Raw genomic sequence first — 24,344 nt, 5'->3', positions numbered from 1 at the left:
ATCTTAGCCTTACGAAACTGGTTGTCTGTCTCGCTCCAGGACGAGCTAATTCCAGCCGAACTCCGGACCATGAGAATCCAGCTCCTCCCTCAGCCCCTTGGCAGCCAGACGCTGCGTCAACTGCTGACGGTGCTGCTCGTACCCCGTCGGGGCAGGAGCTTCAGAAGACGCCGGCGCAAGCTCCGTCTCCTCAGGACTCTCAGAGTTCCTCCTGTCAGGGCACGAGACGCGCATAGGGAGCTGCACAGGGCCGTGATCCTCCCCATCTCCACGCTGCTCTCCGGGTGCCTGCATCGAGGCTACAGCCTCGTCGCCAGAGTCATCCAGAATGCCCTGGAGAAGGACCGCCACCCGACTCGGTGCAGCACGCGGCGGCACTGAGGGTTGTCGCACCCCGTTGAGCAATAGGGCCCTCTGCCTAGCGTTCTGCTGGATCGCGCGCTCGACCGCATCCATCATGAACTCAGTTCCCAGCTTGGACGCTCGCCTACGGTCCCCCACTGAGCCCTCTTCCAACCACTCATCACGCCCGGTCCCATCGTCGCGCATCATGCGATACGTGATACCACGTCCACCCTCTCCACGCAGCTCTGCATCTACGCCATATCCCATCGCAACTTCCTCAAATTGGTCCCAGTTGAGGAAGTTGCCATCCGCAAGGGTCGCCCGGATCCGCTGTTTGAGCACGGCCACGGAGAATGGTTCCGGAACCGTCTTGTCACTGGCCTGCCACTGCTTATGCTTCACAAGAGCCTTGAGCTCAGACTTTTCCGTCTTCTCTCTGGCCTTGGTGCCCTTAGCCCTGTATTCCAGGTGTCAACGACGGCCGAAAACTGAACACTCAGCGACGGGTAAAAACTGAACGCCGTGTTTTCCTTACGGGGTTCTAGAGGTAGTGGTCTCGATGAGCTCGCGGCGGCTCCGTGTGCGGTAGGACTCTCCATCGAGGGTGAGGACCTCCGCGTGATGGACCAGCCGATCGATCATCGCCGCCGCGACGGTGTCATCGCTGAAGATCTCACCCCACCTGCCGAAGGAGAGGTTGCTCGTGATCAGCAAAGACCCCTGTTCATAGCGGGCAGCGACCAGTTGGAAGAACAGATTCGCCGCATCAGCATCGAAGGGCAGATAGCCGAGCTCATCAATGATCAACAGCCGGTACCTGCGAAGCCTTTTGAGCTCCTGATCCAGACCACCGTGGCGCTGATGCGCGTCGCTGAGCCGGTTGACCCACCCCGCAGCAGTGTCGAAGAGCGCCGGGTACCCGGCCTGGCAGGCCTTGATTCCTAGCCCGATGCCCAGATGAGTCTTACCCACCCCTGGGGGTCCCAGCAGGATGACGTTCTCTGCCTTGGGCACGAAGCTCGTGTTCTGCAGATGAGCCAGCACGTCACGGCGCAGGCCGGGCTGATAGTCGGTGTTGAAGTCCTCGAGGGTCTTGATCGCGGGGAACTTCGCGGTCTGGATCCGCAGAGCGGTGCCGTTGGCCTCTCGATCAGCGACTTGGCGCTCCAAGACAGCAGCGAGGTATTCCTCGTGGGACCAGCCCTGCTCCCGGGCAATCTCGGCGAGGTCTTCCCAGACCCTGCCGATCGTGGGAGTCTTCATCACCTTCACCAGATGCGCCAGGGTCGAGCCGATCTTCTCACCACTGGTGGCACTCATGCGGCACTCCTGTGATCATCAGCCGGCACCGTGGTGTGGGTGAGTCCGAAAAGCTCGTCATAGACGCTCAGCGGCCGGTAGGCCACCTCAGTGTCCTTGGTCCCGCGCACCTGGTGGCGCACGGTGTCGTTGTAATGAGCCCGCATGGCCTTCGCGGTGCCCACATGAGCCGGGTCTGTGATCACCTGGGCTCGGGCCCAGCACCGCCGGTGATCAGCAGCGATCTCACCGTCACACACGGCCACCACCCGGTCCAAGGTCGCGGTGACCTGGACCAACCGACCGATGAACCGCGGATCCACCGAGTAGTCATTCGCATCGATCCGCAGATAGTAGTCCCGGGCCAGACGCACCTGGTGCGAGAAACCTGTCGAAGGTGGGGAGGGCGGTAGCGCGGTCATCGCCGCCAGATCTCGGCCCAGGACGTTGACCGGTCTGTCCCCGAGGCTGCGGATCATGCGCTGATTGGCCCGGCCAGTGATCCACGTGCTGATCTGGGTGTTGAAATCTTGCGGTGAAGCGAAGGATCGGCCGGGCAGGAAGCTGGTCTCGAAGTACCCGTTGTTGCGCTCGGTCATGCCCTTGAACTCCGGGTCCCTGGGTGGAGCGATCACCATCTTCGTCGCGGTGGTCCCCGCGAAGGCCTGCAACGGCGGCAGCGGTCTGCCCTTGGGGGCGATCGCAGCTTCACGGTCCCAGATCAAGGACTTCGAGACCGCTCCGACTCCGCTGATCAGCTGCCACATCCCGGCCAGCAGGTCGCCGGACTGCCGCGAGGGCAGCATCGTGGCGGTCAGGAATCTCGAGAACGTCAGGGTCATCACCAGCACCGGCAAGGTGCGGGTCTGTCCGAAACCGACCGGGATCTGAGGTTCGGGGAACCATAGATCAAACTGAGCGGCTTCCCCAGGGCGGTGGACCAATCGGTCAGCCGGATCGACCCCGGTGTAGAGGGGGCGCAGTTCCCGGACCTTGTCTTTGAGCACCGTCATCGAGTGTTCCCACCCGATCCGTTCAGCGATCACCGTCGCTGGCATCCGGGGAGTGTCTTTGAGCAGCTTGTGGATCTCTGGGACGTACTCGTCGGCGATCGAGCCCTTAGGTTCGCGCTGGTACTTCGGAGGTCCACTGGATTCCAAGGCCTTATAGACAGTGGTTCGGGAGACCCCGAGCTTCTCAGCGATCTGCTTCTTCGGCATGGACTCGGCAAAATGTAGCCGACGGATTTCAGCCCAATCTTCCACAGTGATCATGTCTCCTAGCATGGTCCGGGTGTCCAGAATTCACCCGTCGCTAAGTGACCAGTATTCACGCGTCGTCGACACCAGGACTTGCTGATAGCCCATCTCTTCGAGCATCTGGTTCGTCGTCTCTACGAGGGCTGAGTGCTTGACGTGAGACGAATCGAACGAGCGGCCCGTGAACTTGTCGATGGAATCAATGTGGAGGTGCGAATGTAGACAGCCAGTCGACCCGTCGCGCTGGGTGTATATCGTTCCGAAACGAGCCTTCCCCGCGACCTTACGCGCCAGTGCCACGGCAAGCTCATGGGCAGTTTCCCAGTCTTCAGTGCTGTTAGGGTCAAGACGCCCCATGCCTTCCCGCGCGTGGGACATGATCACGTGGTATCCCTGGACAAATTCCCCCTCGGTAACGGCTCTATCCCCCTTGAGCACTTGACGCGCGCCATTCTTTCCCCACCGTTTGCGGTTGTCCCTGCGCTGCCTCTCTGCAAACTCGGGGACGGCGCCGTTGATGCCAGACGCGGCCACGAACCTTTCACCCGCCATCTGACCCTCCTTCTCATTGCGAAGGTAGGCATCGAGAGCAGCACTGTTCCGAGTAGGACTCGCAAGGACTACGGCTGCCAGAAGCATGAATCCTGCCATCACCTAACTGCCCCCGACGCCGCGTGGGCGGCTTTGCGTGCAATCAGGACCAAACGTCGATCCAGAATGACAAGCTGCCGGAGTAGATCCTTGACGTCACCCACGACTCCGGTGTGATGTGCACGTACCGCAAGCTGATTGGCGTTGTGCCCGATCCTGCGGAGATCCCCTCGAACCAGCCGCATCTCTTCAGCTACCCCGTCGAGTACAGCGAGAGCCTGGATCGAAACCTCGGTGGAAGGAGCTGGACCAGAGATCAAAGACCGACATCCATCAGTCAGAGCAGACCGGTGAACTTCAGAGAGCGTCACCTTTCTTCCCGTTCTCTCCTCTGCCGCCTCACGTGCACTCAATGCCAGAGCGAGCTGAGCGTCTGTGACGCGCAGCTCAAGTCGCTTCGGAAAAGTGGCCCGACGACGCCTCGCCTTCTTCGGCTGCGCCTCATCAGCAATGGTCATGGTCGCCTGGCCTCTTTTCCTCGTTTGTTCTTTGCCCCGCGAATAAATACCTCTTCCGGCTGTATCTAATCTTATTCTATCGAGGGGCAAAGAACAAAGGCGAGTAGTTTATCTGTACGGTACTCTAGCTTCGCTGAGTCCGACAGATAACTTCTCGCCAAAGGGGATAGGGCTCCGCCCTCCCCTTTGGATTCCCCAACCTGAGACGGCGCGATTCCTGTCGTCGCCCACCGAGAGAATGGTGATGACGCGCAGACCCCTCGTGCGAATCGGTAGTAGCCGCCGGCCGATTCAGCGACGGGTGTCGGTCAGATTATCCGGGTCTGAGGAAACGAGGGGCCACGTCTGATCGAGCCTGCCCGGGGACGAGCCGCGGTCAATGACGACCCCGAGCCCCGCCCGACCCGCACCGTGGCAGCCCAGCTCCGCGAAGCCCACAAACGGATCCGGCTCCTTGAACAATAAGGCGAGGTGTTGCCGAGAATGGCTCCACCCGCATGAACGTGCTCTCCGTCGATGCGATACCGGTCGCGGTGGCGTGCCGGCCTTGAAGCTCGGTCGTCAGCTCCACTACCAATGGACGCTCGATCCTGTCACCAGCGTTGAGCAGGTTCACGCCCATCGCGTGAATGCCCTCTCCGACGCTCACCGTCATGATTCGAAGGGCGGCTACCGGTTCCTCTTAGATGAGTCCCGTGATGCTGGTGAGCCGATGGCAGACCGCACAGCGTGGCTGATCTATGGAGACAGCTGTTGGTGAAGTGCATTTGGGAAGAAGGGCGGCAAGAGCCGCCGATCCCGGGGACCTATCACCGTCGCCGCAGGCAGAAGCGGCTCCCAGGACTGACCCCAGTGGACTACAAACAACGATGGACACGGACCGTTGCTCTGGCGGCGTGAGCATGACTGCCACCTATCGAGCGGCAGGACCTCGATTCGGAGCGGCGCGGTCGTCTGAAGCGAAAGGGGCTGATCCGATTGATAGGTTTGCAGCAATTGCTTTTGGACGGAAGAGGATAAATTGCCGGCTATCGATGAGTACGTCACAGCACTAAATGCAACGTTGGCCTCCGGCGACTCCACGGAGCACTCACACCGACATTCGCTGAAAGCATTAGTCGAGTCGTTCGATTCTGAGGTAACTGCGACGAATGAACCGAAGCAAAGCGAAGCTGGTGCACCCGACTACGACATCAAACTCTCCCGTAGGCATGGCACGCTCTCGATAGGAAAGATCGAAGCCAAAGACATAGGGTCGGCTGCCCTAGAAATCATTGAGCGAGATAGCGACCGAGAAAAGCCTCGCACACGGAGCGGGGAACAGTTAAAGCGATATCGCGGGGCATTCGAGAACCTGATTCTTACCGACTACGTGGAGTTCCGGTGGTACGTACGAGGAGAACTGCGAACTGCGAAGACACTCGGAACGGTAAGCGCCAACGAAGTGACTCTTGGCAACGAGGCGAGCTCTGAAGTAACAGTCCTCCTTCAAAACTTCCTTGACACCGCCCCGCTGAAGATCAGGACCCCGAAGAAACTAGCTGAACGCATGGCGCGTCTCGCAGCACTCATTCGCGAGGTCATACTCTCAGCCATGGGCGCGAAGAGTCTGTCTCAAACCACAACGGGGCTACATAGGGCCTTCAAAGAAACCCTTGTAGCTGATCTGACCGATGAAGCCTTTGCCGACATGATGTCGCAAACGATCGCTTATGGACTGTTTGCCGCTCGGGTCCAGCATAGCGATGCTGAAGTTGCCTTCACCCGCCTGACTGCCGCTCAGAGCATCCCCCGGACGAACCCGTTTCTTCGCCGACTCTTCGGCGTTGTGACTGGCCCCGAGTTGGAAGACGAACCGTATGTCAGTGTTGTCGACGACTTGGCCCAGCTGCTCAACGACGCAGACATGAATCAGATCCTTAAAAACTTCGGAGCCGAAAAGCGAGACCCAATTGTCCACTTCTACGAGACCTTCTTGGGGGCATACGACCCCGAGTTGAGAGATGTCCGCGGCGTGTATTACACGCCATTGCCCATAGTTTCTTACATCGTCCGATCAGTCGACAAAATTCTGGCGTCGTCATTCGGACTTCCGGCAGGCATCGCAGACACTACGCGGACCGGGCCGGGTGACGACCAACCGCACAAAGTCTTGGTGCTGGACCCCGCCACAGGCACTGGAACCTTTCTATATGAAGTCGTGGACCTGATACGCGAACGCTTCATGTCACAGGGGAGATCTGGCATGTGGCCCGCGTACGTGAAAGAGCACCTGCTTCCGCGCCTGCACGGTTTCGAACTCATGATGGCACCTTATGCCGTGGCGCACCTGAAGCTTGCACTTCAACTTGCTGGCAAGGATCTCCCCGAGAACGAACGCGCAGAAGCGGCTTACGACTTCGCTACTGACGAGCGGATTGGCATTTACCTGACCAACGCACTCGATCCAGGGGAAGCGCATAGCACTCTCCCTCTCGGACAGTTTATTTCCGATGAAGCTAATGCCGCTTCGGCAGTCAAGTCCCAGAAACCGATAATGGTAGTGCTGGGTAACCCGCCCTATCAAGGTCAGTCCGCCAACGCGAGCTCCCGCAGAGAGCTGGTGGGAACAAACCGGAACGGCGTAAACAGGTTCCGCACCGTGAAGACAGCCATCGGGGAGTTGCTGACTGCCTACTATCAAGTAGATGGCGCACCTATTCAGGAGCAGAACTCGAAGTGGCTTCAGGACGACTACGTCAAGTTCATTCGACTCGGTCAGTCCCGAATCGATGCCACGGGGTATGGCGTTTTAGGGTACGTCACAAACCACACCTACCTGGACGCTCCGACTTTCCGCGGGATGAGACAGAGTCTCCTCCAGACCTTCAACGACATCTACATACTGGACCTGCATGGCAGCATACGGCGGCGGGACAGCAACCCTGACGGAGGCGTGGACGATAACGTTTTTGACCAGATTCAACAGGGCGTTTGCATTGCCATCTTTGTCAAAACCCAAGGGGACCAGAGCCCGGCAACGATCCACTACAGTGATAAATGGGGTTCCCGGGAAGAAAAGTACGACTGGCTCGACGCCAACACAACGGACACAACCGTATGGGAAGACTCCGTTCCCGTAGGACCGTTCTACTCGTTCAGGCCCGAGGACCCGGTCACTCGTGAGGAGTGGCTGGACGCTCCGTCCCTCACTGAAATCTTTCCGGTGTACTCCGTGGGAATTGCGACTCATCGCGACGAACTAGCTGTAGATACTCGTTCGACCCGCTTGAAAGCGAGACTCGAAGACTTCTGCAGTACTACCAAATCCGATGATGAAGTACGGCGACAGTATTTCGGGACCAAAGGACGGGTCACGTCAAAAGGGATCCACTATCTTCCCGGCGACAACGCAGACTGGGACCTCGTGGACCGACGAGCGAAGCTCATAGCTGACGACAAACGTGGCTCCTCGATCAAGCCCATACTCTATCGGCCCTTCGATAGCCGCTACGTTGTGTATCACGCCGACGTCGTCGATAGGCGTAAGTACGAGGTAATGAAGCACATGCTGTCCGATGAAAATATTGGACTGATATCGGCTCGCAGTAACAAGTCAGGTGTCCAGGACCAGTTTCTAGTCACGGACCTGATGACGGAGACGAAGACCGGAGAAGCGACGACTGGGTCCGTACTTTTTCCTCTGTGGCTCTACGCGGACGACGAGCAAGACGACGAGACTCTTCTGTCCGCCGCGGCGCTGAGCGGACGCCGAAATGCCAACATCGGCCCACAATTCAAGGTACTTCTGAAAGAGAACCTCGGATTAGACCCGGTAGATAAGGACAGGGGTGACTTGACGTCTACCATAGGGCCTCGCGATGTCCTCGACTACGTCTACGGGGTCGTGCACTCGCGGACCTACCGCGTCCGCTACGGCAACTTCCTGCGTTCTGATTATCCTCGTATTCCAATCACCTCTGACATTACGAGGTTCAGATTAGTCTGCGAGTTTGGAGCCAACTTGGTGGACCTTCATATGCTGAAGGCCAAGGGCTTAGACACAGGCGCGACAGGAGGGCCCACAAGAGGCACCAACACGGTGGACGCCATTCCAGCCGGGCAGCGATGGGTTCCGGGCGAAGAGGTTACTGACCAAGGTCAGGTCGTAATCAACTTGGATGGAGGTCAGGACGGTGGTCCTCAGCTTTTGCCAGGGGTCGACGAGGACGTGTGGCGGTTCGAGGTTGGAGGCCACCAAGTCCTCAAGAAATGGCTAGATGCGCGAAAGGGGGACGTGCTGACCTTCAGCGAGATGGAACACCTCGTAAAGACCGTGAACGCTATACGTCGCACCATAGATCTACAGGATGAGATTGAAGAGCTTCTTACCGGTTGGCCACTGCTCTAACCCGTTGGGCGTCATAGAGGAACACATGGGCCCGGCCTACGCGGAAACAACAGGAGCGACGTTGAGGCGTGGGAGCGCGGGGAGAGAGTCCGAGCAGGCTCCAACAGTGCCCGTGCCTGACCGCGGGTTTGTCTCCTTGTTTCGGAGGCAGCGCCCGGGCAGTCCCGTGGAAAGTGATGCTGTAAGCGGAAATGGGGCGGATTTAGATGTAGAGCCCATCGGGCGGGCTGGGCGCGCGGGGCGCGCCCAGCCCGCCCGATGGGCTCACCACCCGCAGAGTCAGACCACACCGCCCGGAAATGGGGACGTCTTGATCCGAACCGCACGGAGACACTGTTCTTCCAAGGAGCCTTGAATCCCCAGCTCCTCCGCAGCCGTCTTTAGCCCGTAGATCCGCTGGAGATCCGCTGTCCCAGCTTCAGTCCAGTAATCGAGCCTGACAGCGAGGTCTTTCACCCTTTCCAGGAAATCCGTTTCCAGCCTCCGGAGCTTGAAAGAGTGCTCGGCATAGATCAACGGATGCTGGTCACGCACCTGATTCGCCGTAGTGCGTCCGGAGAGTAAGTCCATCTTGACCTGCTGCAGCGCGGTCAACGGCTGTTCCACAGAGGGTGTGAAGTGCGCATCTATCGCCGCTCGCCAATCGAAATTGGCCACTACCTCCGAATCGCTGTAGTGGTGCTTGCCCTGAGCCTGCTCACTGGGAGACTCGTGCGTCAAATACCGCAGCACGCGAGCGTACTTGCCAGGACCGCGGCCCATTATGGGCTTGACCAGTGCGGACGGCAGACGCAGCCACTGGGCTAGCTGCTCCTGTTCACGAGCGTGTTTCAGCCGGACGACGCCCTGGATGTGGGCGCCCACGGGCGCCCCTTGCGAGTCTTGGTCCTTGTCGTGAACGAGATACGCATACTCCGTGATCGAGACGTAGTCGTCGAGATGCCCCTGAATCGCCTTGGGGGTCATCAAGGGTTTTCCCGATTCTGGATGATGCAGTCGTTGGGTGAAGCTGAAAATCCGATATCGCGGATTCTTTGCTCCTCCGCCCTGGCCGTGCATCACGGGATACTGGCTCGAATCCTGGCCAGCAGACTGTTCCGTCTGTGCTTTAGTCACTTCCCACGACCCCCACCCTGTTCCCGCTCACGCAAGAATTGGTCGAGAGATTCGATTCGGTAGAGGATCATGGAATTGACCTTACTGAAGGGCGGACCCTCACCACGGCACCGCCACTTAGCGAGCGTCTGCACCGTGACACCGAGGGTCTCAGACGTCTGGCGGGTATTGAGCGAAAGCCGCGGGATCGAACCATACGACACGGCGGAGATAGAACTATTCGAGGACACGGCAACACCTTCGGTACGAGTGTTTTCCGGTCCCCGGATACTGTTGCCCTTTATCAGCTCACCATTGGGGTTGAAGCTGAGTATCAAGGATGCAATTGCAGAGCCTCGTGGAACGCCTTCGAATGCCCTTACAGTACCGAAGCCACCGGTGGATGTCCAGAATGGGATCAACTGACCCGGGATTGATGTCGCGCCTGTTCATGTTCTCTTTGTGTTCTTGATCAAGACTGACATCGGATCTGGGTCAGACGTCAATGCGCCTTCGAGCACACTTGGGGTTCTAACCCGAACCGATCGGAACCACAGCCGAATCGCCTGATCTATCAAGGGAATCAAGGACTGTTCACGGTCACATCGAGCACACTTACCCACACTTATGCACACTTCTTTCAATCAAGGAAGATGACGTGCCCCCGCGCGCGCACGCCCTGAGAACACAAGGATTAGTAGGCACAGGCAGTCCCACGCCGAGCCGAAAGCACACTTGTGCACCTCAAGGTCACCAGCCAAGCCTTGCCCAGCCAAATCTGCTTCTAGGGGTTACACCCCGGTACGTCGACCCTGAATCCCTCCCGATCCCTTTGTTTACAAGGTTCTCTGCGTACCGTCAGAGCCCCTCCTGCTCCGGTACGCACTGGGTGCAGGGACGGGTACAAATCCGCAGAGCTCTCGCCTGCAGCCAAACATCGACCCTGCGTTTGACTTGAACCACTTGTAAGAAATACGCTCTGGGTATGACGAGAATGCGCGCAGCCACCACCAGGTTAGAACCGGGTCAGCACTCCATCGACCGAGTTCAACCCAGGCCTAAGGGCAGCGTGTGGCTCCTGGATTGGAGTCTTCGACTCTCCGACGGAAGACTCGTTACCAAGCGCACGCAGGGGTCCAGTAAGGGCGAGGTTCGAAGACGTGCACGGCAGACCGCCAACGAACTCATGGCTAGCGCCGACAGCACCTGGAAGACCACAGATCCTCTGGTCGAGTACATCGCCGCTGTGTCCAAACCCGCAATCGAAAGTGCCCGGCTTCGTGACAGCAGCCGGAAGCGATACTCCCTCGTACTGAAACTGCTCGCCGGAGACTGCCAGACCCACCGCCACCGCGACAGCCTCCGAGGCCATAGCATCGCATCGGGCACCACCTTCCGTGCCATGGAACACGCCCTGCGTGAGATTGCAGACCTCCACGGACCTGAGAGTGCCCACCAGGCGCGAAGCGTGCTTTCGAAGTACGTGGTCGCGCAGCTCAAGCGCGACAACCTCATCGGGGCCGACCCGATCAAGGGTGAATCTCTCGACCTGGGGCCCAAGACGCCCCCGCGGCGCGGAGGAAGGTCACTGAGTCGCGAGGATTACCAGCGCGTCGTGGACTACCTGTTAGAGATTGACCCCTCCGACGGCATCGAGAGCCCGAAGCGGGGTCGGTGGAAGCTAGAGGACCGAGTGGCCAAACGGCGTAACGCCATCGACCTGACACTGCTCCAGGCGGCCACCGGACTTCGAATCAGCGAGGCTACCAGCATCACCTGGCGGGAAGTTGAGGTTGCCGACGATGGAACCATGCATGTGGAAGTAACTGCGGAAATCTCAAAGACCCATCGAGGTCGCCATGTGCCTGTCCTGGACGGAAGGGTGGCCGCACGGATCCTCGAACGACGAAACTCTGCCCACCACGAAGCCGAGCGAGTAATCGGCTCCCCCGCAGACCCCACCGTCCCATGGGACGGTCGCAATTGCACCGCCGCCGTTGCTGACCTCTATCTAGCGCTGGCGGAGAAACTGAATATCGAGCTGCTACGGACTGCACGATCACACGTGTGGCGGGCCACTCTGAACAGCCTTCTACTGGACTCTGTACCCGAGGCCGTGAGGACGGCCTTCTTCGGACACAATGCGGCTACTTCGCGGGGACACTACACCGACCTGTCTGACACATCCGGAATGCAGGCCGCAGCTCGGCAACTACGCGCGGTGTAACTACGCTCAAGACTACGGTCTAGGACGGGCATTCAGGAGAATCGCGGGATATCTCTGGATATGAGAGAACACCTATATACCCTGTCAGAAGCGGACACTAGGCGATCTGACCAGCAGGAACTTGTTATTAATCGGGTAATGAATAGGTCGCCGGTTCGATTCCGGCAGGCGGCTCGACTGAAACCCCTGACCTGGAGACACCTTCAGTTCGGGGTTTCTTATTGATTCAGACTTGGAAACTGCGCTTCGAAGGACGTTCGACAGCTCGATCCGTCGCCTGAGTCTCGATTGATGATTGACGATTCTGCGGGATGGCATGACCTGCCGTCGTCGCAGGCCGCGCGCCCGCGCGATCACGGTCTCGGTCTCGGTCTCGGAATGACGAGGCTTGTTCGGGGGACGACCGGATCACCCCATACGTCGTCCGATCGGCGAGGCACCAAGGAACAGGAAGAGCACCGTCAGTGCGGCGAAAGGGCCATACGGTCGACTCCGACACCCCTGTCTGCGCGAAGAACGGGTACAACCCGTACTCGTCGTAGATGGCTTCGGCAGTGTCGCCATTGCCTTTGGAAATCACTACAACGGTGCTGGTTTCAACGCACGCGGACCAGACCTTGCTGGTAGGCGGCAACCACCAGTTGGGCGCGGTCACGTGCCTGTACCTTCATCATGGCCCGGTGAATGTGTGTCCGGACTGTCAAAGGACTCACGACGAGCCGTTCGGCGATCTCCTGGTTGGACATGCCGTGAGCCGCCAGGGCGGTGAGTTCGCGCTCACGGTCGGTCAGCGCCTCCAACGACCCCAGGGGCAGCTCACCGATGCTGCCGGGACTGGACAAGAAGCGACCGATGAGTGCGCGGGTGGCCGACGGCGAGAGGAGAGCCTCCCCGCTGATCACGGTTCGGATCCCCGCGAGCAGGCCTTCAGAAGTCACGTCCTTGCCGAGGAATCCACTCGCTCCGGCCTGGAGTGCGCGGGCTACGTATTCGTCGGTTTCGAACGTGGTGAGTATCAGCACTCGCGTGTGCGCCAGCTCGGACGTGGAGCAGATGCGCTGCGTCGCGGCCAGGCCGTCGAGGACGGGCATCCGAATGTCCATCAGGACCAGGTCCGGCCGGTGTATGCGGGCGAGGCTGGCGGCTTCTTCGCCGTTCGTGGCTTCCGCGACGACCGTCATGTCGTCACAGGAGTCGATCAGCATGCGAAACGCCGAACGCAGCAGCGCTTGATCGTCGGCGAGAAGGATCTTGATCATTGGGGTTCCAGGTCTTCCTGCCACGGGCTGAGAGGGATGGTGAGGGTGACCTCGTACTGATTATGGCCGGTGGCACCCGCTTCTACCGTCCCGTGGACGGCGCGCACGCGTTCCCGCATGCCGATCAGTCCATAACCGACCGTCCCTGCGGGAACAGGGTGGTCGGAGGTGTTGACCACGCGTGCGGAGAAGGCTTCTTCGTCGTACGTCAGGGAGACGGTCACGACTGGGCGGACGGCGTGCTTGGTGACGTTGGTCAGGGCTTCTTGGACGACCCGAAAGACGGTGAGCTCGACGATCGGCGGTAGGCGCCGCGGCGTCCCGTCGCTGACTATACGGACGTCCATGCCGGTCGCTCGGCAGGTTTCGACCAGGTCCGGGAGCTGGTCGAGGCTGGGCGCCGGCGCAGTGTCCGCTGAGGAGTCGTCGTCGTCGGGAGTGCGCAGCAGTCCTACTGTTGCTTTCAACTCTCGCAGAGCCGCCGCCGTGGAGCTGCCCAGACTGGCGAGAAGGTCAGGAACCTGCTCGGGGCGCTTGGGAAGCAGGTGCGCCGCCGCCCCAGCCTGGGCGTTGGCGACGGCGAGGTGGTGCGCGACGACATCATGCAGGTCCCGCGCGATGCGGAGTCGTTCCTCGCTCAGCCGGCGGCGCACATCCTCGTCCCGGCTGCGTTCGACGTCTTCGGCTCGTGCCTGAACCATCTGCAGGTAGGTCCGCTCGGCATGGGCCAGCCGTCCGGCGAACACTGCTGGCAGCAGCCATAGGGCCACGCCGACGGTTTCCAAGAGGAAGGACCCTCCTGTCGGGTCCGTGTCGTTGGTCGTTCCACCCAGTATCACCGCGCTCACAGCGATCCCGGTCCACCAGGTGGCTGTCCTGGGGCCGCTGAGAACTGTCAGTCGGTACAGGCATCCGATCAGCGGGGCCAGCAGCAACGGGGTCGGCAGGTAGCCGGCCGCGCAGACGGCGGCTTCGCAGCCGATCGCTACGACGGTCGCCGCGCGCGGATACCGAGTGGATGCGAAGAGGGCTCCGCTTGCAACCAGGCTCAGAAGTGCACCGGGCAGCACATCACCCGGCCGAAAGATGCCCTCGGTGCTCAGGCTGGCACCGAGGGCGGCGAAGATGAACGCGACCAGGGCGGTCAACAGGTTCATCGGAGCGACACTCCTGGGTTCATCACTGCACGCTGACCATCGTGACGGGCTTCGGCCGCTGTTCGTTCAATGACTCGCCCTCCACATCGGCGTGGGGCAGGATCCGGTCGAGCCAGCGCGGCAGCCACCAGGCCCGCTCGCCCAGCAGCTGCAATATGGCGGGTATCAGGGTCAGGCGGACCACGAAGGCATCAAACAACACCGCACACGCGAGCCCGAGGCCTACCATCTTGATCAACGGCTCATGGGCGATCGCGAACCCGCCGAATACGGCGATCATGATCACCGCGGCCGCGACCACGACTTTCGAGCTCTGCTGGAAACCAGTGACGATCGCCTCGCGAGCCGGTCTGCCGTGCACGTGGGCTTCGCGCATTCGTGAAACAAGGAAGACCTGATAGTCCATGGCCAGCCCGAACACGATGCCCACCAGAAGAATCGGCATCAGACTCATCACGGGCCCGGTCTGCTCGACGCCGAGCATGTCCGCCGCCCAGCCCCACTGGAAGACCGCGACGATGACTCCGAGTGCGGCGAACAGCGACAGCAGGAAACCGAGCGCCGCCGTGACCGGGATCCAGAGCGATCGGAACACCACCAGCAGGAGCAGCACAGCGAGACCGATCACGATCCCGACATAGGGCACGAGGGCCGACTGCATCTTCTGCGCCATGTCGATGTCCAACGCTGTGGTGCCCGTGATCTCGTAGCTCACTTTTTCCGTAGCCTCCACGCCCGGTCGCTCCGCCCGAAGCTTCTCCACCAGGTCCTCGGTGCGCTCGTCGGTCGGACCTGTCGACGGCACCGCGCTGAGGATCGCCGTGTCACCCTCTTGGTTGAAGCTTGCATCAGAAACGGACACGACGCCACTGGTCGTCTTGATGCTGTTCGCCACGGTCGCCACCGCGGCCGCTGGATCCGCGGCGCCGCGAGCGTCGACCACCACAGTCAGCGGGCCGTTGAACCCAGGACCAAACGCTGCGGCCCGTATGTCGTATGCGCGTCGCTGGGTTTCTGTCTGCGAGAGGGATGCATCCCCGGGGGTGCCGAGCTGCAGCGACAACGACGGAACCGCGATAGCGGCCAACAGCATGACACCAGCCATCGTGACCAGGAGCGGACGGCGCAGCACCACCCGCATCCAGGGCCGCGCCACGGAATGCGCATTGGCGGGGTGAAAGTTGCCTCGACGTTGTGCTCTGGCGAGGACACGGTTCGGGGCGAAGCCCAGCAACGCTGGGACCAGGGTCAGCGCCACCACGACGGCCACCGCCACCGCTCCCGCGGCGGCAAGACCCATCTTCGCCAACAACGGTATTCCGACCACGGACAATCCGGCCAGGGCGATCACCACGGTCGCCCCGGCGAAGACCACCGCGGAACCAGCCGTTCCGACGGCGCGACCAGCGGCCTGCTCGGCATCGTCGGGGCCGTGGCGCTCCTCCCGGTAGCGCGAGACGACGAACATCGCGTAATCGATACCGACCGCCAGTCCCAACATCAGGGCAAGAATCCCGCTGTTGATCGCCATCTCCAGCGGACCGGCGACTACCCAGACGCCGAGGAACGAGATGGCCACCCCGATGATCGCCGTGAGGAGTGGGAGGCCCGCCACCACCATCGATCCGAAGGTCATCAGCAGCACGACCGCGGCGACCGCGACTCCGGCGAGCTCGACACCGCTCATCTGCGCACTGGTCTTGAGCGCCGAACCTGACATCTCCGCCGTCAATCCAGCGTCGCGTGCCTGCTCCACGGCATCAGCCAGCGCGGCGCGCGATTCCTCGGTCACTTCGGACGACGGAACGTCGTACGCGACCGACGCGAACCCCGTCGAACCGTCGGTGCTGATGCTGCTGCCGGGCGACGGCGGAACCACTCGCAGCACCTGAGAGCCGTCGGAGACCGAGGCCAGGGACGCATTGATGGTCTCTTCATGCTCCGGGGACGTCAGTTCCTGACCCTGCGGAGCGACGAACACGATCGTTGCCGTTCCGCCGTCCGCCCCACTGTCGGGAAAGCGTTCCTCGATGAGGTCGAACGCCTGCTGCGACTCAATTCCCGGCATGGTTGCTCGGGTGTTCACCGGCCCTTCCGAATTGACGGCGCCCAGCACCACGCCGCCGAGCGCAAGCAGCCACAGCGCAACGACCAACCACCGCTGGCGATAGGAAAAACGACCAAGACGACTGAGTATGCCTGCCGTGACCTGACACTCCACTTCCTTGTTGGATGAGGCTTACAGCGTCCCAACGCGGCCCCAGTCACGTCGTCGTCCAGATGCAGGCATCGGATACCGCAGCTGCAGTACGGCAGCGCAGGCCCTGCCTCTGCGGCGGCAGGTCCGCTCCCGTGTCCTCGGAATCACTTCGCCATCCCTCAGAGAGCGCTCTATTGACTTTGTGATGTAGAGCACATACCGTCGGTGACACACCTCAGAGAGCGCTCTCCGACATTCCGTGCGGATCGCTCACACACTCAAAGGAGCGATCGTGCACACATCTCGACATAGAAGGATCACCGCCGTCTGCGGCGTCGCATCTCTGGCCGTGGTGGCCTCGGGATGCGGCGGCAGCGAGGACGCCGCAGCATCCGAGGACAATCCCATCACCCTGACCGTGACCACCTTCGGCACCTTCGGGTACGACGATCTCTACAGCGAGTACGAAGATCAGAACCCCGGCGTGACCATTGAAGCGAACAACATCAACGGCAGCGCCAACGCCCGTACAGATGCGTTCACCAAGCTCGCCGCCGGTTCAGGACTCAGCGACGTCGTCGCCGTCGAAGAGGGGTGGCTCGGTTCCATCATGGAGGTCTCTGACCAGTTCGTGGACCTCAACGAGCACGGCGCAGCAGACATCAAGGACAACTGGGTGGATTGGAAGTTCGAGCAGGGCACCGACCCCGAGGGCCGGGCCATCGGGTATGGCACCGACATCGGCCCGCAGGCGCTGTGCTTCAACGGCGACCTTCTCGACGCCGCGGGCCTGCCGAGCGATCGCGAGGAGGTCGCCGAACATCTAGGCGGCGACGAGGGAACCTGGGAGGACTACTTCGATGTGGGTCGCGAGTACACCGAGGCGAGTGGCAAGGCGTGGTACGACCAGTCCGGCTTCGTATGGAACTCGATGGTCAACCAGATGGAAGAGGGTTACTACACGGCCGAGGGCGAGCTGAACATCGAGGGCAACGAAGAGATGCGCGCCCAGTTCGACCTGCTCGCCGAGGCCACTGCTGACGGCCTGTCCGCCGACCAGGAGCAGCATGACTGGGGCAACGGGCAGGGTTTTGTGGATGAATCCTTCGCGACCATCGTCTGTCCGCCGTGGATGCTCGGGACGATCCAGGGCCAGCTGGAGGCTGCCGGTGGCGGCCCAGAGAGCGGCTGGGATGTCGCAGACGTCTTCCCCGGTGGAGCCTCAAACTGGGGCGGGGCCTTCCTCTCAGTTCCGGCGAGCTCTGAACAGCCGGCAGAGGCTGCCGAACTCGCCGCGTGGCTGACCGCACCTGAGCAGCAGGTCAAGCAGTCCGCAGCGGCGAACAACTTCCCGAGCACGCTTGAGGCGCAGGCCGAGATCGTCGAGGCCGGAACCCCCAATGAGCTGTTCAACGACGCTCCCTACGGGGACATCTTCGAATCGCGGGCCGAGGGTGTGGTGGCGCAGTTCAAGGGTCCCGACGACTCGGTGATCCAGGAGAGCGTCTTCCGCCCTGTCATGGAGATGATCGACTCCGGTGAGGCCACGGCCGACGAGGCGTGGGATGAAGCGATCACCCTTCTCAACGACGTTGTCGTCAACAACTAGTCAACACATCCGGCCGCGTGGGGCCTCCGGTGTCGCCGGAGGCCCCCTCTTGGAGTCTGAGACCATCATGACCACGACATTGAATCGTCCGCCCGTGAGCACTCCCCCCGTTGTACCGACCTCGACCTCGAAACCCTCCCTGCGGCACCGCCTCAACGTCATGGACATGAAGGTGTCGCCCTATCTCTACATCGCACCCTTCTTCGTCCTGTTCGCACTGGTGGGGCTCTTTCCCCTCGGATACACATTCGTCGTCTCGCTCTACGACTGGCACCTGCTCACAGGACAGGGCGAATTCGTGGGACTGCAGAACTTCGCGGAGGTGCTGCAGGATCGCTTCTTCTGGAACTCGCTGTTCAACACCATGAGCATCTTCCTGCTCTCCGCCATTCCACAGCTCGCCGTGGCGATCCTGATCGCCGCGGTGCTGGACCAGAACCTGCGCGCCCGGACGTTCTGGCGGATGAGCATCCTGCTGCCCTACGTGGTCACCCCGGTGGCCGTCGCCCTGATCTTCACCAACATGTTCGGGGAGCAGTACGGGCTTATCAACAACATCATCGCCAGCTTCGGGATCGAACCCATCATGTGGAAGAGCGAGACTCTCCCCAGCCACATCGCCATCGCCACCATGGTGAACTGGCGCTGGACCGGCTACAACGCGCTGATCCTCCTCGCCGCCATGCAGTCGGTTCCCCGAGATCTCTACGAATCCGCCGCCATCGACGGAGCGGGGGCGGTGCGCCGCTTCTTCAGCATCACGCTTCCAAGCATCCGTCCCACCATGGTGTTCGTGATCATCACGGCGACCATCGGCGGTCTGCAGATCTTCACCGAGCCTCGCCTCTTCGATCCCACCACCGTGGGCGGCACCGGTCGTCAGTTCCAGACCACGGTGCTCTATCTCTGGGAGATGGCCTTCCAGCGGCAGAACTTCGGCAAGGCTTCGACGATCGCCTGGCTGTTGTTCCTGATCATCGTGGCGTTCGGCATCGTCAACTGGCTCCTCTCCAGGCGCATCGCCACCTCCGGTGAGGGGCGCGATCCGGGCAGGCCACCACGCCGGCGCTTCGGGAAGCGCTCCAGCGCTGCCGCGGTCGTGCTCCCCGCCGTGGGGCAACAGCCGCCGGCACCCAAGCTCACCGCAGGCCCGAAGCACTCAGACGGCACGACCCCGAGGAGACAGTCATGACCGCCACCGCGACGAGGCCCCGGCAGAGCCGAGCCCCCAGCGTGCAGAAGGATTCACTGCGCCGACGCGCGCTCGGCAACGGTCGTCGGCCCGGATTCCTGACGTATGGACTCCTCTTCGCCTTCCTGTTGTCCTCGGCCTACCCGCTCTGGTGGTCGGTGGTGATCGGCAGCAGGACCAACGAGGCGCTGGGCCTGACCTGGCCGCCGCTGCTGCCGGGAGGAAACTTCTGGACCAACGTCAGCCAGGTCTTCGACACCATCCCGTTCTGGCTCGCGCTCGGCAACAGCATCCTGATCTCGAGCATCATCACCATCTCCGTGGTGGGGTTCTCCACGCTGGCCGGATACGCCTTCGCGAAGCTGCGATTCCGCGGTCGCAACGGGCTGATGGTCGCCGTGATCGTCACCATGGCCATCCCCACCCAGCTCGGCATCATCCCGCTGTTCATGCTGATGCGCACGTTGGGCTGGACCGGGGAGATCGGAGCCGTCGTCATCCCGACGCTGGTCACGGCTTTCGGCGTCTTCTTCATGCGGCAATACCTCGTGGACGGCATCCCCTACGAACTCATCGAGTCTGCACGCATGGATGGCGCGTCGATGATCTCCACGTTCTGGCACGTGGGAGTCCCGGCCGCCAGGCCTGCTATGGCGATCCTGGGGCTGTTCACCTTCATGACCGCCTGGACCGACTTCCTCTGGCCGCTGCTCGTCCTCGATGCCGGCAACCCCACCCTGCAGACGGCGCTGAGCCAGCTGCAGGCTGCCCACTACGTGGACTACTCGATCGTCCTCGCCGGCGCGGTCCTGGCCACACTCCCGCTGCTGGTGCTCTTCATCATCGCGGGTCGTCAACTCATTTCTGGAATCATGCAAGGAGCAGTGAAGGGCTAATGCCACTCAACGACACAAACCACCCCGCCCAGAGCACAAGCACAATCGGCGGAGGCTGGCCTGAGGGCTTCATCTGGGGTTCCGCCACCGCCGCCGCCCAGGTAGAGGGCGCGAGCCACGAGGACGGCAAGGAAGACTCCGTCTGGGACGCCTTCGCCCGTGTGCCCGGTGCCATCGCCCGTGGCGAGACGCTGCGCGATGCCGTCCGTCATTATCACCGCATGCCCGAGGATGTCGCCATCATGAAGGAGCTCGGACTGGGCTCCTACCGGTTCTCCACGAGCTGGTCCCGGGTACGGCCGGGAGACCGGGGGCCCAATACCCAAGGTCTGGACTTCTACTCGCGGCTCGTGGATGAGCTCCTCGAGGCGGGAATCCTGCCCTGGTTGACTCTGTACCACTGGGACCTCCCCCAGGCGCTGGAGGAGAGGGGAGGGTGGGCGAACCGGGACACGGCGCACCGTTTCGTGGAGTACGCCGAGGACGTCTACTCAGTCCTCGGGGACCGGGTCGAGCACTGGACCACCTTCAATGAGCCGTTCTGCTCTTCACTTCTCGGCTATGCCGCCGGTGTTCACGCGCCCGGTCGGCAGGAGCCGCGCGCCGCAGTCGCGGCCGTGCATCACCAACATCTGGCCCACGGGCTCGCGACCCAGGCGCTGCGCAGCCGCGGCGCGCAACAGCTGGGGATCACGCTGAACCTGAGCAACGCCATCCCCCGGGATCCGACTGACCCGGTGGACCTCGACGCGGCGCGTCGATTCGACTCATTGCAGAACCGGATCTTCCTGGATCCGATCCTCCGGGGATCCTACCCGGAGGATTCGCTGACCGATCTGGATCAGTTCGGCGTCCGGGACATCATTCGTCCCGGAGATCTGGACGTGATCAGCGCCCCCATCGACTTCCTGGGCGTGAACCACTACCACGATGACCTCATCAGCGGATACCCGGATCACGAGGGGGGCGACGGACACTCCGGCGGCGCTGCACGGCCGACGTCGTCTTGCTGGATCGGCTCAGAAGACATCTCTTTCCCCAGCCGAGGACTGCCGAGGACCGGAATGAACTGGGAGGTCAACCCCGACGGACTGCGCAAGCTGCTCGTGCGCCTCGGGGAAGAATACTCGACCCTGCCTCCACTGTTCGTCACAGAGAACGGTGCAGCCTTCGACGACATCGTCAGTGATGACGGGGCGGTGCATGACGCCGAACGCACGCAGTACATTCTCGATCACATCGCGGCCGTCGGTGCGGCCATCGATCAGGGAGCAGACGTCCGGGGGTATTTCGTCTGGTCGCTGCTCGACAACTTCGAATGGTCCTGGGGGTACGGCAAGCGCTTCGGGATCGTGCGGGTCGACTATGAGTCCTTCGAGCGCACGGTGAAGGACAGCGGGCTGGCGTATGCGAAGCTGATATCTCAGGCCCGGGAAGCGCTCATCTCTGGTGGACGGTCCTGAAGTAGGTTTGGATGACACATTTGAGGCCTCGGAGATGACGATGACGCATGACACGAGCGGGACCCGACCATCCCCCACCCTGGAGATGGTCGCGGCCCACGCAGGTGTCTCTCGGGCGACGGTCTCGCGCGTAGTCAACGACACCCCGAGCGTGGATCCTGAGTTGGTCCGAATTGTTCAGAAGTCCATCACCGAGCTCAATTACATCCCCAACAGGGTTGCGCGTTCCCTCGCCAGCAGACGGACCAACTCGATCGCCGTCGTGGTCCCGGAGTCGACGTCGAAGGTCTTCGCTGATCCGTTCTTCGCATCTGTTGTAGAGGGGATAGCGCTCCACCTGACGGAGACTGACTACACGCTGAATATGGTCATCGCCTCGGAGTCCCGACCGGAGAAGACTCGCGGCTTTCTGCTGGGAGGCAATGTTGATGGCGTGCTGGTCGTGTCTCACCACATCGGGGATCATTCATGGACGCACCTCTCCGGTGCGCCGCCCATGGTCCTCGCCGGACGTCCGCTGGACGGCGGTGAAGACAGCTACTACGTGGAGGTGGACAACGCGCAGGCGGCCTTCGGCGCCACGAACCTGCTGCTCGAGCGCGGCAGGAGAAATCTGGCCATCATCGCGGGCCGGCAGGACATGCCGCCTGGAATCGATCGACTCGCGGGGTGGCGTGCCGCCGTGGAGGGTGCGGGACTCACCGGAGAGCTTGTCGAGATCGGGGATTTCACGTTCGACTCTGGCGCGGCCGCCATGCAGCGACTCCTTGACCGGGACGTCACCATTGACGCCGTGTTCGCCGCCAATGACCAGATGGCTGCTGGCGCATACACCACGATCCAAAGTCGCGGACTGAGCATTCCAGACGACGTCGCAGTCGTGGGATTCGACGATGATGCGTTCGCCCTATCAGTGACACCGCAATTGACCACGGTGCATCACCCCATCGTTGAACTCGGCAAGAAGATGGCTGAGATATTGGTGGACCGGATTGAAGGGAGACCTGCCGAGCGGGTGACCAGAATGGCGACTTCTCTGACCCTGCGAGACTCGGTCTAGCCGGCCTGAACGCCGCCCGGCGTCATGCTGGATGTGGCAGATTTCGGCTCGACGCGTTGAGTGACGTTGTCCCTGATCGGGCTTCGTCATCCCACCACCAGCCCGAGGTGCCCTGCCAGGGACGGAGCCAGGTCCATCAGCTGCTCCTCGCTGATCACCGCGCCCCTGAGCCCGGCAAGCCCCACGATCCGGCTCAGCCGGGCTCCGCGCAGATCGACGTCCTTCAGCCTGGCCTCCTGAGCTTCCAGGACTCCCACCGTGCAGCCGGTGAACGCCACCCGGTTCGCGCGAGCGCCTGAGATGTCCAGCTCCCCGATGGTGCAGTCCTCGAAGAGCACGTCCGCGAGGACGGCGTTGCGCAGATTCACCAGGTCCAGCTTGCACCCGCGCAGCACCAGACCGCTGAGACCGGCCTCGTAGAGCTCCGCGACTCCGATGCGACTGTCCTGGATCGTGACGTGCCGCCAGGTCGAGCGCGGTGCCTTCAGATGAGGACTGCTCAGTCGCTCCCAGCGGGATTCGACGATGGATGCCGCCGCGAGGTCAGCGTCGGTCAGCGCCACCGAACGGAACAGGCATTCAGTGAGCCGCCCACCGGAGAGATCAACACCGGAGAGGTCGACGCCCTCCAGAGTGATGCGGTCAGCCTGTCCGGTCAGCCGGAGCTCGGTCTCGCTGCCCCCGACGAGGTCGCCCAGCCGCTGGACCCGCAGCCTGGGGCTTGAAACTTGTTTCATCCGGTCACCTTCCTGCCCCGCCCAGAATAGTGCGAAGCACTGCCCAGAGTAGTGCGGAGGGCCGACATGCCCCGGTGCTACAGTGCCCCCATGGACCTCCGCGTGGCCGCTTACGCCGTGATCACCGACGACTCCGGGCGCATGCTTCTGCCGCACTGGTATGTCAATGAGAACGCCCAGGGGTGGACCCTGCCCGGCGGTGGACTCGACCCGGGTGAGGATCCGGCTGAAGGCGTCCTGCGCGAGATCCTTGAGGAGTCCGGATATGAGGCCGAGGTCCAGGAGCTGCTCGGCATCGACAATCTGGTCATCGACGGAGAGCGTCGGCTTCACCCCCATCAGCGCGGCACCCCGCTGCAGAACCTGCGCATCATCTACCGGGCCCGCGTGACCGGCGGAACCCTCAGGGTGGAGCCCGAAGGCTCCACAGATGACGTCAATTGGTTCACCCACGAGGAGATTGACGGTCTTCACCGGGTCTCGCTGGTGGACACCGGTCGCCGGCTCGCCGGACTGCTGACCGACGCCACCCGCTGAGAAGGCGGGACCTTGTCACACGGCTGAGTCCTGCGCGTCCTGCAGCGCTGCCCGCACCTGGTCGGCGCGACGTCGCACCGCCACCGTCTCGCCGTGTCCCAGCCTGACCATCGCGGCCGCCTCCGCCGTGGTCGCCAGATGGTTCGCCGCGCGCGAGAGGGAGGAGTGCAGCTTGGTCGCACCCCCGGGAACCTGGAGCCCCTGACTGGGGCGGCTGCTCTCGGCTCGTCGGCAGAGCTCGTAGACGGTGTCCAGCTGCTCGGCCAGCTCATCGCCGATCAGCACCAGCTGGCTGTGCGTGGCGTCATCCTCCACGCCTTCGATCACCTGGTGATACCGGTCCAGGCCGCGGACATAGCGATCATGGGCCTGACGCCACAGACCCCTGCCCAGCTCCTTGTCGAGGCGGCGGGCACGTCGGCGGCGCGGGAAGAGCTTCATCATGATGGGCGAAAGTCTATCGAACCCCTCTCCCCGCCGTTGAGCGGCATCCACCCCTCGACGGAGGGG

At 62.0% G+C, this 24,344-nt stretch carries 19 protein-coding genes; 8 read left to right on the top strand and 11 right to left on the bottom strand.

Features of this window, described 5'->3' with window-relative positions; all coding sequences use genetic code 11:
- Positions 1 to 45: 45 nt before the first annotated feature.
- From H4W27_RS01825 to H4W27_RS01810, 4 genes are all read right to left on the bottom strand, one after another.
- On the bottom strand, positions 46 to 747 hold the full coding sequence (locus tag H4W27_RS01825; protein ID WP_192594413.1) for a hypothetical protein: 702 nt from the start codon (positions 745 to 747) through the stop codon (positions 46 to 48).
- Between the two features lie 129 nt (positions 748 to 876).
- Positions 877 to 1,608, bottom strand: coding sequence for an IS21-like element helper ATPase IstB (gene istB / locus H4W27_RS01820; RefSeq protein ID WP_449867018.1), 732 nt, complete (start codon positions 1,606 to 1,608; stop codon positions 877 to 879).
- Positions 1,609 to 1,661: 53 nt separating this feature from the next.
- Entirely contained in the window at positions 1,662 to 2,918 is a 1,257-nt protein-coding gene (istA, locus tag H4W27_RS01815) for an IS21 family transposase (protein WP_192594411.1), read from the bottom strand.
- 30 nt (positions 2,919 to 2,948) lie between these two features.
- A complete protein-coding gene (locus H4W27_RS01810; RefSeq protein ID WP_192594410.1) occupies positions 2,949 to 3,542 on the bottom strand; it encodes a relaxase/mobilization nuclease domain-containing protein in 594 nt (197 codons plus the stop codon).
- Positions 3,543 to 5,033: 1,491 nt separating this feature from the next.
- Here H4W27_RS01810 and H4W27_RS01800 point away from each other — a divergent pair.
- Complete coding sequence (locus H4W27_RS01800; RefSeq protein ID WP_192594408.1) at positions 5,034 to 8,402, top strand: type ISP restriction/modification enzyme; 3,369 nt, start codon at positions 5,034 to 5,036, stop codon at positions 8,400 to 8,402.
- 279 nt (positions 8,403 to 8,681) lie between these two features.
- Here H4W27_RS01800 and H4W27_RS01795 read toward each other — a convergent pair whose 3' ends face one another.
- On the bottom strand, positions 8,682 to 9,518 hold the full coding sequence (locus H4W27_RS01795) for a Rep family protein (RefSeq protein WP_192594407.1): 837 nt from the start codon (positions 9,516 to 9,518) through the stop codon (positions 8,682 to 8,684).
- Positions 9,515 to 9,721 carry a helix-turn-helix domain-containing protein gene (locus H4W27_RS13915; RefSeq protein ID WP_404821860.1) on the bottom strand — a complete coding sequence of 69 codons (207 nt, stop codon included), beginning with the start codon at positions 9,719 to 9,721 and terminating at the stop codon, positions 9,515 to 9,517. The genes H4W27_RS01795 and H4W27_RS13915 overlap by 4 nt, the downstream gene beginning before the upstream one ends.
- Before the next feature lie 1,178 nt (positions 9,722 to 10,899).
- On the opposite strand from H4W27_RS13915, the gene H4W27_RS01785 reads away from it, so the two are divergent.
- A complete protein-coding gene (locus tag H4W27_RS01785) occupies positions 10,900 to 11,724 on the top strand; it encodes a site-specific integrase (protein ID WP_192594406.1) in 825 nt (274 codons plus the stop codon).
- A 596-nt stretch (positions 11,725 to 12,320) separates the two neighbouring features.
- Here H4W27_RS01785 and H4W27_RS01780 read toward each other — a convergent pair.
- The 3 genes from H4W27_RS01780 to H4W27_RS01770 are packed head-to-tail and all read right to left on the bottom strand — an operon-like array spanning position 12,321 to position 16,361.
- Positions 12,321 to 12,983, bottom strand: coding sequence for a response regulator transcription factor (locus H4W27_RS01780; protein ID WP_192594405.1), 663 nt, complete (start codon positions 12,981 to 12,983; stop codon positions 12,321 to 12,323).
- The gene (locus H4W27_RS01775; protein ID WP_192594404.1) at positions 12,980 to 14,140 is read right to left on the bottom strand and encodes a sensor histidine kinase; all 1,161 of its coding nucleotides are present in this window, start codon (positions 14,138 to 14,140) and stop codon (positions 12,980 to 12,982) included. Before H4W27_RS01775 ends, H4W27_RS01780 begins: the two co-directional genes overlap by 4 nt.
- 22 nt (positions 14,141 to 14,162) lie before the next feature.
- Positions 14,163 to 16,361 carry an MMPL family transporter gene (locus H4W27_RS01770; protein WP_318782077.1) on the bottom strand — a complete coding sequence of 733 codons (2,199 nt, stop codon included), beginning with the start codon at positions 16,359 to 16,361 and terminating at the stop codon, positions 14,163 to 14,165.
- A 271-nt stretch (positions 16,362 to 16,632) separates the two neighbouring features.
- Here H4W27_RS01770 and H4W27_RS01765 point away from each other — a divergent pair, with 271 nt between their 5' ends.
- The 5 genes from H4W27_RS01765 to H4W27_RS01745 all read left to right on the top strand — a co-directional run bounded on the left by H4W27_RS01765 (position 16,633) and on the right by H4W27_RS01745 (position 22,560).
- A complete protein-coding gene (locus H4W27_RS01765; RefSeq protein ID WP_192594403.1) occupies positions 16,633 to 17,949 on the top strand; it encodes an ABC transporter substrate-binding protein in 1,317 nt (438 codons plus the stop codon).
- A 67-nt stretch (positions 17,950 to 18,016) separates the two neighbouring features.
- Positions 18,017 to 19,141, top strand: a complete 1,125-nt coding sequence (locus H4W27_RS01760) for a carbohydrate ABC transporter permease (protein ID WP_192594402.1) — start codon at positions 18,017 to 18,019, stop codon at positions 19,139 to 19,141.
- Positions 19,138 to 20,037, top strand: coding sequence for a carbohydrate ABC transporter permease (locus H4W27_RS01755; protein WP_192594401.1), 900 nt, complete (start codon positions 19,138 to 19,140; stop codon positions 20,035 to 20,037). Before H4W27_RS01760 ends, H4W27_RS01755 begins: the two co-directional genes overlap by 4 nt.
- Positions 20,037 to 21,500 carry a GH1 family beta-glucosidase gene (locus tag H4W27_RS01750; protein WP_192594400.1) on the top strand — a complete coding sequence of 488 codons (1,464 nt, stop codon included), beginning with the start codon at positions 20,037 to 20,039 and terminating at the stop codon, positions 21,498 to 21,500. Before H4W27_RS01755 ends, H4W27_RS01750 begins: the two co-directional genes overlap by 1 nt.
- Positions 21,501 to 21,540: 40 nt before the next feature.
- On the top strand, positions 21,541 to 22,560 hold the full coding sequence (locus H4W27_RS01745) for a LacI family DNA-binding transcriptional regulator (protein WP_192594399.1): 1,020 nt from the start codon (positions 21,541 to 21,543) through the stop codon (positions 22,558 to 22,560).
- 86 nt (positions 22,561 to 22,646) lie between these two features.
- Here the strand turns inward: H4W27_RS01745 and H4W27_RS01740 are convergent, their stop codons facing one another.
- Positions 22,647 to 23,297, bottom strand: coding sequence for a pentapeptide repeat-containing protein (locus H4W27_RS01740; protein ID WP_192594398.1), 651 nt, complete (start codon positions 23,295 to 23,297; stop codon positions 22,647 to 22,649).
- A 90-nt stretch (positions 23,298 to 23,387) separates the two neighbouring features.
- Here H4W27_RS01740 and H4W27_RS01735 point away from each other — a divergent pair, with 90 nt between their 5' ends.
- Positions 23,388 to 23,834, top strand: a complete 447-nt coding sequence (locus tag H4W27_RS01735; protein WP_192594397.1) for an NUDIX hydrolase — start codon at positions 23,388 to 23,390, stop codon at positions 23,832 to 23,834.
- Positions 23,835 to 23,849: 15 nt separating this feature from the next.
- On the opposite strand, the gene H4W27_RS01730 is transcribed toward H4W27_RS01735, so the two are convergent.
- Entirely contained in the window at positions 23,850 to 24,278 is a 429-nt protein-coding gene (locus H4W27_RS01730; RefSeq protein WP_318782075.1) for a hypothetical protein, read from the bottom strand.
- Positions 24,279 to 24,344 lie beyond the last annotated feature (66 nt).

This window comes from Nesterenkonia lutea (assembly GCF_014873955.1).
GTDB lineage: Bacteria > Actinomycetota > Actinomycetes > Actinomycetales > Micrococcaceae > Nesterenkonia > Nesterenkonia lutea.
The sequence above is the reverse complement of the archived record's forward strand: the minus strand, read 5'-3'. Positions and strand labels throughout refer to the sequence as shown.